7 protein-coding genes are annotated in these 7,797 nt (G+C 72.8%); all 7 read left to right on the top strand.

All coding sequences use genetic code 11. The annotated features are described in order from the left end of the window. Positions 1-90 precede the first annotated feature (90 nt). The 7 genes from AB0L40_RS07270 (at position 91) to AB0L40_RS07240 (ending at position 7,778) form a co-directional block, all read left to right on the top strand. The gene (locus AB0L40_RS07270) at positions 91-840 is read left to right on the top strand and encodes a YebC/PmpR family DNA-binding transcriptional regulator (protein WP_364351399.1); all 750 of its coding nucleotides are present in this window, start codon (positions 91-93) and stop codon (positions 838-840) included. Positions 841-850: 10 nt separating this feature from the next. Then, the gene (locus AB0L40_RS07265; protein ID WP_364351396.1) at positions 851-2,053 is read left to right on the top strand and encodes a glycosyltransferase; all 1,203 of its coding nucleotides are present in this window, start codon (positions 851-853) and stop codon (positions 2,051-2,053) included. 59 nt (positions 2,054-2,112) lie between these two features. Continuing rightward, positions 2,113-2,607 carry a crossover junction endodeoxyribonuclease RuvC gene (gene ruvC, locus AB0L40_RS07260; RefSeq protein ID WP_364351393.1) on the top strand — a complete coding sequence of 165 codons (495 nt, stop codon included), beginning with the start codon at positions 2,113-2,115 and terminating at the stop codon, positions 2,605-2,607. After that, entirely contained in the window at positions 2,604-3,200 is a 597-nt protein-coding gene (ruvA, locus tag AB0L40_RS07255; protein WP_364351390.1) for a Holliday junction branch migration protein RuvA, read from the top strand. The genes ruvC and ruvA overlap by 4 nt, the downstream gene beginning before the upstream one ends. 128 nt (positions 3,201-3,328) lie before the next feature. Beyond that, positions 3,329-4,324: a Holliday junction branch migration DNA helicase RuvB gene (ruvB, locus tag AB0L40_RS07250; protein WP_364351402.1), complete on the top strand. Its 996-nt coding sequence runs from the start codon at positions 3,329-3,331 to the stop codon at positions 4,322-4,324. A gap of 112 nt (positions 4,325-4,436) precedes the next feature. After that, entirely contained in the window at positions 4,437-7,442 is a 3,006-nt protein-coding gene (gene secD, locus AB0L40_RS07245) for a protein translocase subunit SecD (RefSeq protein WP_364351387.1), read from the top strand. Between the two features lie 51 nt (positions 7,443-7,493). Next, positions 7,494-7,778: a hypothetical protein gene (locus AB0L40_RS07240; protein ID WP_364351384.1), complete on the top strand. Its 285-nt coding sequence runs from the start codon at positions 7,494-7,496 to the stop codon at positions 7,776-7,778. The last annotated feature ends 19 nt before the right edge of the window (positions 7,779-7,797 follow it).

Here is a 7,797-nt window from a genome sequence, read left to right as displayed (position 1 = left end):
GTCGCCGCCCGGCGCCACGGGCCGGTCCGCCCGGTCGCGCACGCGGCCCGCGACCCCTCCGCCGGGCCACCCCGCGCTAGGCTGGAGGGCATGTCGGGGCACAGCAAATGGGCGAGCATCAAGCACAAGAAGGCGATCGTCGACTCTCGCCGCGGCAAGATGTTCACGAAGCTCAGCCGCCACATCACCATCGCCGCGAAGGACGGCGGCGGGGACATCATCGGCAACCCGTCGCTCGCGCTGGCCGTCCAGAAGGCCAAGGACGCGTCGATGCCCAAGGACAACATCCAGCGGGCGATCGACAAGGGCACGGGCGCCGGCGCGGACGCCGCGAGCTACGAGAACGTCATGTACGAGGGCTACGGCCCGGGCGGCGTCGCGGTCCTCGTCGAGGCGCTGACCGACAACCGCAACCGCACCGGCGCGGACATCCGCCACATGTTCACGAAGGCCGGCGGCAACCTCGGCGAGCCCGGCTCCGTCGCCTACCTCTTCGACCGCAAGGGCGTCATCGTCGTCGACGGGTCCAAGCACGACGAGGACGCCCTGATGGTCGCCATCGAGGCGGGCGCGGACGACATCGAGGACGAGGACGGCACGTTCGTCGTCGTCACCGAGCCGACGGCCCTGCCCGACGTGCAGAAGGCGCTCGACGCCGACGGCATCGCCTACGAGTCCGCCGAGCTCGTCTACCGCCCCCAGGTCCGCACCCCGCTGGACGAGGAGGCCGCCGAGAAGCTCGCCAAGCTGATCGACGCGCTGGACGACAACGACGACGTCTCCGAGGTCCACGCGAACTTCGACGTCGACGACGACGTCCTCGAGCGGGTCTTCGGCTAGCGGCCGACCCGTGAGCACCGGGGCGCCGCTGCGCGTCCTCGCGATCTCGAGCCTCTACCCGCCGCACCACCTCGGCGGGTACGAGCTCGTCCACCGCGGCGTCGACGAGCTCCTGCGGGCCGAGGGCGCGGCCGTGCGCGTCCTGGCGACGGACCACCGGGAGCCCGCGGCGACCGACCGCGGCCTCGCCGACGACCCCGACGTCCACCGCGAGCTGCGCTGGTACTGGGACGACCACGAGTTCCCGAGGCTCGGGGCCCGCGAGGTCCTCGCGCTGGAGCGTCACAACCACCGGCTCCTGCGCCGCCACCTGGCCGAGCACCGGCCGGACGTCGTCGTCTTCTGGGCGATGGGCGGCATGAGCCTCTCGCTCGTCGGCGCCGTCCGCTCGGCCGGAGTCCCCGCGGTCTTCGTCGTCCACGACCGCTGGCCGATCTACGGCCCGGTGTTCGACCGCTTCGCGCGGCTCGTGCGCCCGCTGCGCCGCGCAGGCGGGCCGATCGCCCGCGCCCTGGGCAGCGACCGTCCGCGGGGCCCCGAAGGGCCCGTCCTCCTCAACTCGCTGCGGCTCGCGGACGAGCTGGTCCGCACGCAGTCGATCCCGCCCGGGTGGGACGTCGTGGCGCCCGGAGTCCCGCTTCCCGATGCCCCGGCCCCCGAGCGCCCGTGGGGCGGCCGGCTGCTCTGCCTCGGGCGGCTGGACCACCGCAAGGGCGTGGACGTCGTCGTCGACGCGCTCCGCCGCCTGCCCCACGACGTGACGCTGACCGTCGTGGGCGGCGGCGACGAGGCCGTCGCGGACGACCTGCGCCGGCGCGCGGACCGCCTGGGGGTGGGGGACCGCCTCGCGCTCCGGGGCGCCGTCGACCGCAGCGCGCTGCCGGCCCTCTTCGCCGCGCACGACGCGCTCGTCTTCCCCGTCCGCTGGTCCGAGCCGTTCGGGCTCGTGCCGGTCGAGGCGATGTCCTTCGGCGTCCCCGTCGTGTCGACGGCGATCGGCGGGCAGGCCGAGTACCTCCGCGACGGCGAGAACGCCCTGGTCGTCCCCGTGGACGATCCCGGCGCCGTCGCCGACGCCGTCACCCGGCTGTCCGGCGACGCGGCCCTGCGCTCCCGCCTGCGCGCCGGCGGCCTGGCCACGGCGGCGGGCCTCGACGAGCGGACGTTCCAGGCCGAGGTCCGGCGCGTGATCCTCCGGGCCGCCGAACGGTGATCGTCGGTACGAACAGCTGTTCGTGGGAAGGCGTCCGACCCTCCGCGCAGAATGGCGGTGTGGTGACCGTCCTCGGCATCGATCCTGGCCTCGCCAACACGGGCTACGGCGTGGTCCAACGACGCGGGAGCGCGATGGTCGCGCTCGACGGCGGCGTGATCACGACCCGTTCAGGCACCGACCTCGGCCTGCGGCTGGAGGACATCCACCGCACCGTCTGCGCGCTGATCGACCACCACGAGCCCGTCGCGCTCGCCATGGAGAGCCTGTACTTCGGCAAGAACGCCTCGAGCGCCCTGGCCGTCGGGCAGGCGCGCGGCGTCGTGCTCCTGGCCGCCGCCCAGCGCGGCGTCGTCTGCCTGGACTACACCCCGCAGCAGATCAAGGGCGCGGTCTGCGGCAGCGGCGCGGCCGACAAGGCGCAGGTCCAGCGGATGGTCCAGATGCTCCTGCGCCTCGCGACCCCGCCGACGCCCGACCACGCCGCCGACGCCCTGGCCGCCGCGATCTGCCACGCCAACCACGCGCCGCTGCGCGCCGCGGTGGCCCGGTGATCGCGCTCCTGCGGGGCGCCGTCCACGAGCGCGGGCAGGGCAGCGTCGTCCTGCTGACCCCCGGCGGCGTCGGCTACGTCCTCAACTGCTCCAACACGACGCTCGCCGCGCTCCCGGCCGCGGGGCAGGACACGACGCTGCTCTGCCACCTCGCGGTGCGCGAGGACGCCCTGACCCTCTTCGGCTTCGGCAGCGAGCCCGAACGCGACCTCTTCCACCTGCTGCTGACGGTCCAGGCGGTGGGCCCGAAGCTCGCGCTGGCCGTGCTCTCCTCCGGCGGCCCGGACGAGGTCGCCACCAGCATCGCGTCGGGCGACGCCAAGCGCCTGCAGCAGGTGCCCGGCGTCGGCAAGCGCACCGCCGAGCGCATCGTCTCGGAGCTGCAGGACAAGCTCGCCGGCCGCTCGGCCGTCGGCACCGGCACGGGCAGCGCGGCCCGCGGCGTCGTGACGGCGACGCCCACGGACGAGGCCCGCGATGGCCTGCTCGGTCTCGGGCTGTCCCCGGAGGAGGTCGAGACCCTCCTCGCCGTCGCCCACGGCGACACGGCCGCGGCGATCATCGCCGACGCGCTGCGCAGGTCCCGCTCGTGACCCCCGGCGGCGACGGGCTCGGGCCGGGCGCGGGGCGGGGGACGCCGGGGGGGCGCGGGGACGCGGACGCGGCCTGGACGCCCGGCGCCGGCATCCGCACGCCCGACGGCGGCGATGCGGGCGACGAGCTGCGCCTGCCGACGCCCGAGCCGCTGCCGGGGGAGGAGGCCGAGGACCTCTCGCTGCGTCCGCGCAGCCTCGACGAGTTCGTCGGCCAGACGCACGTCCGCGAGCAGCTGAAGATCGCCATCGACGCCGCCCGCGGCCGGGGCGAGACGCTCGACCACGTCCTGCTCGCCGGGCCCCCGGGCCTCGGCAAGACGTCCCTGGCCCGGATCATCGCCGAGGAGATGGAGGCCCCGTTCGTCCCGACCGCCGGCCCCACGTTGGAGCGCAAGGCCGACGTCGCCGCGTTCCTGACGGCCCTGCAGCCCGGCAGCGTCTTCTTCGTCGACGAGCTCCACCGGCTGCCGAAGGCGCTGGAGGAGACGCTCTACCCGGCGATGGAGGACCGGCAGCTACCGGTCACGATCGGCCAGGGCATCGGCGCCCGGATCGTCACGCTGGACCTGCCGCCGTTCACGCTCGTCGGCGCCACGACCCGCGCCGGGCTGCTCACGCGGCCGCTGCGGGACCGCTTCGGCCACCAGCAGCGCCTGGAGCCCTACGAGCTCGACGACCTGGTGTCGATCGTCCGCCGCTCGGCCGGGCTGCTCGGGATGCAGGTGGACGACGAGGGGGCGCGGGCGATGGCGCTGCGCGCCCGCGGGACGCCCCGCGTCGCCAACCGCCTGCTGCGCCGGGTCCGCGACTACGTCGAGGTCCGGGCCGGGGGCCTCGTCACCGCCGCCGCCGCCGCGGACGCCCTGGACCTGCTCGGCGTCGACGCGTTGGGCCTGGACCGCCTGGACCGCGAGATCCTCCGGTGCATCTGCGCGATGTTCGCCGGCGGCCCCGTCGGGCTGTCGACGCTGTCCGCCGCGGTCGGCGAGGAGGCCGACACGATCGAGGACGTCTACGAGCCGTACCTGCTCCAGCAGGGCCTGCTGCAGCGCACGCCCCGGGGCCGGACGGCCACGCCGCTGGCCTACGAGCACCTCGGTCTGGAGACGCCCGAATCCTGAAGGATTCCTGAAGATCCGGTGACCGCCGTGCGACCCGCGGCGACACGCCAGACGACGGCCCGGGGGCCGCGGCTCGGCGTTCCCGGCCGCTCGGTACGCTGGCCGCTGCGTTATGACCGATCGTCGCCGCCAGTCCATAATCCTCGTCTTCGTCGCGCTGTTGGTCATCGCGTCGGTGGTCGTCCTGGTGACGAAGCCCACCAAGAAGGGCCTGGACCTGCAGGGCGGCGTCCAGCTCGTCTATCAAGTGAGCGCGATCAAGGGCGCGACCGTCGACGACGACGCGATCCAGCGCACGATCGACGTGATGCAGGACCGCATCAACCAGTTCGGCGTCGGCGAGGCCGAGATCCAGCGCTCCGGCGACGACCAGATCGTCGTCTCGCTGCCGTCGATCTCGAACACCGAGGAGGCCCAGCGCCGCGTCGGCACGACGGCGCAGCTGGCCTTCTACGACTGGGAGGACAACGTCGTCGGCGCGGGCGGCCGGATCGACCCGACCGACCCGCAGGTGACGGGTGCCAACCTGGGCGGCGCGGGCGCCGGCGGCGCCGAGATCAACAACCAGGTCGCGCTGACGCAATATGGCGCCGTCCTGCGGGCGTCGAAGCTCAAGGCGCAGACCAACCCGCCGGGCACGATCCAGACCCAGACCCGCACGCAGTACTACCTCGTCAACGACGAGAAGAAGACGGTCTACAACCCGGTCCCCGCCGAGCGCATCTCCGACCTGCAGGCGGACATCCGCAACGACCCGATCGCCCGGTCGTTCCTGAACGCCCAGGGCCAGCCCGTCGGCAAGCGCCGCTTCGTCGCGGTGCCCGAGGGCTACCGGGTCATTCAGGCGGCGAACAACATCGACGCCAACGGCAAGATCATCCCGGCCGGCAACCGCTGGTTCATCATCCGGGACCGCCCGGGCCTGCTCGGCAAGGACATCAAGAACGCGGCGCAGGGCGTCGACTCGGGCCTCGGCCGCAGCAACCAGCCGAACGTCTCGTTCGACTTCACGAGCGCCGGCCGCAAGCTCTGGAAGAAGGTCACCCGCGCGATCTCCGAGCGCGGCGCCGAGAACTGCGTCCCGACCCGGGGCCTCAACCGCACGGACCAGGCCGCGGCGTGCAACCAGCACTTCACGATCGTCCTGGACCAGCAGGCGATCTCGTCCCCGACGATCGACTTCCAGGAGTACCCGGAGGGCATCGGCGGCAACTCCGGCTCGCAGATCTCCGGCGCGTTCACGTACGACCAGGCCAAGAGCCTCGCGAACCTCCTGAAGTCCGGCTCGCTGCCGCTGCGCCTCGACGTCATCTCGTCGCAGCAGGTCTCCGCGACCCTGGGCCAGGAAGCCCTGGACCAGGCGCTCGTCGCCGGCCTCGTCGGCTTCGGCATCGTCGCCATCTTCCTGATCGGCTACTACCGCGTCCTGGGCCTGATCGCCGTCGGCGGCCTCGCCGTCTACACGATCTTCTTCCTCGCGATCGTCAAGCTCGTCCCGATCGTCCTGACGCTGCCGGGCATCGCCGGCCTGATCCTCACGATCGCCGTGGCGGCCGACGCCAACATCGTCATCTTCGAACGCGTCAAGGACGAGATGCAGGACGGGAGATCGGTCCCTCGAGCGATCAAGGACGGGTACCGCAAGGGCCTGTCCGCGATCATCGACGGCAACGTCATCACCTTCCTCGTCGCGTTCGTCCTCTTCCTGGTGGCGACGGCCGGCCCGAAGGGCTTCGCGTTCAACCTCGGCATCGGCGTCCTGATCTCGATGTTCACGGCCGTGCTGCTGACGCAGGCGGTCCTGGGCATCCTCGGGCGCTCGAAGCTGATGTCCAGCCCGCGCGCGCTCGGCGCCCGCAACCGGCAGCCGATCTGGCACCGGTTCGACTTCAACGGCGCCGGCCGCTGGTTCTTCGCGCTCTCCGGCGTGATCCTCGCCATCGGCGCGATCGCCGTCGGCTCCCGCGGCATGAACTTCGGGATCGACTTCGAGTCGGGCACGCAGATCGTCGCGACGGTCCCCGAGGGCCGGAAGGCCAACGTCGACCAGGTGCGCGACGCGCTGCGGCCCATCGGCCAGGGCGACGCGAAGATCCAGGAGGTCGACGGCGGAAAGAAGCTGCAGATCCAGACCGAGGACCTGACGCCCGCCGAGCAGGGCCGGGTCAACACCGCGCTGCAGAAGTCGCTGGGCATCCAGCCCAAGGACGTCAGCACGACGTCCGTCGGCCCGACGTTCGGCGAGACCGTCGCGAAGACCGCGGTCATCGCGATCATCGCGTCGTTCATCCTGATCGCCTTCGTCATCTGGTTCCGGTTCGGGCTCCGCTACACCGTCCCGATCCTGATCGCCGTCGTCCACGACCTCCTGATCACGGCGGGCATCTACGCCCTCACCGGTGCCGAGGTCACCGCCTCCACGGTCGCGGCGCTCCTGACCATCATCGGCTACTCGCTGTACGACACGATCATCGTGTTCGACCGCGTGCGCGAGAACCTCAAGCGGCTCCCGTCCGCGGCGTTCTCGCAGATCGTCAACCGCTCGATGAGCGAGGTCCTCGGCCGGTCGCTGATCACCTCGTTCTCGGTCGGCCTGCCGACGCTCGCCCTGTTCATCTTCGGCGGCGACACGCTGAAGGACTTCGCGCTGGCGATGCTCGTCGGCACGATCTCCGGCGCCTACTCGTCGGTCTTCATCGCCGCCCCGGTGCTCACCGAGTGGATGGAGCGCGTCCCCGCGTTCAAGGCCCGCAAGGCGCGTCTCGTCGCGGCCAACGGCGGCACGCTGCCGCCGTACCCGGAGAAGGCGTCCGCCAAGGAGATCGACCTCGACGCGGCCAAGAAGCGCCGCGCCGCACGCGTCACCGCGCCGGACGAGGCCGGGCAGCCCGTGTCGGCCGCCGAGTTCAACCAGATGGTGGCCGACCTCGGCATCGACGAGGCCAACGCCCAGACCGCCGGCCGGCCGGCGCCGGCCCCGGCGCCCAAGCCGGCACCCGAGCCCGAGGTGGGCGGCCCCGTCCGTCGCGCCAAGGACCTCTCGCCGGAGGAGGTGACGTTCCGGGACGACCCGGTCCGTCGCGCCAAGCCCGGCAAGCCCGGGAAGAAGAAGCGCTGATGCCCGCCCACGACCAGCACCCCGCCCCGCGCGGCACCACGGAGGTCTGACATGGCGATCCTCGTCTGGGTCCTGATCGCGCTCGCGATCTGGCACTTCACCGTCTTCGTCCCCGACCGCTTCGCGGGCGGCATCGTCGGCGCGTTCGCCGTCGCCATCGCCGGCGGCATCATCGGCGGCCTGGTGCTGTCCGGGTTCGACATGCCCTCGCGGCACGCGACGGACGTCGGCACCGTCCTCCTCGGCATTCCCGGGACCCTGATCGCGCTCGTGCTGCTCTGGCTCGCCGGCGCCCGCCGCGAGGCCCGCGAGGCCGCCGCGACCGACGCCGCCTGAGACGCAGAGGGTCCCGGCG

The organism is Patulibacter sp. NPDC049589 (genome assembly GCF_040675535.1).
In the GTDB taxonomy this organism is placed as follows: Bacteria; Actinomycetota; Thermoleophilia; order Solirubrobacterales; family Solirubrobacteraceae; genus Patulibacter.
The sequence above is the reverse complement of the archived record's forward strand: the minus strand, read 5'-3'. Positions and strand labels throughout refer to the sequence as shown.

What these genes read in the sequence shown, in the direction of transcription:
- AB0L40_RS07240 (WP_364351384.1), top strand. Translation starts at nt 7,494, where the DNA reads ATGGCGATCCTCGTCTGGGTCCTGATCGCGCTCGCGATCTGGCACTTC.
- secD (WP_364351387.1), top strand. Translation starts at nt 4,437, where the DNA reads ATGACCGATCGTCGCCGCCAGTCCATAATCCTCGTCTTCGTCGCGCTG.
- AB0L40_RS07270 (WP_364351399.1), top strand. Translation starts at nt 91, where the DNA reads ATGTCGGGGCACAGCAAATGGGCGAGCATCAAGCACAAGAAGGCGATC.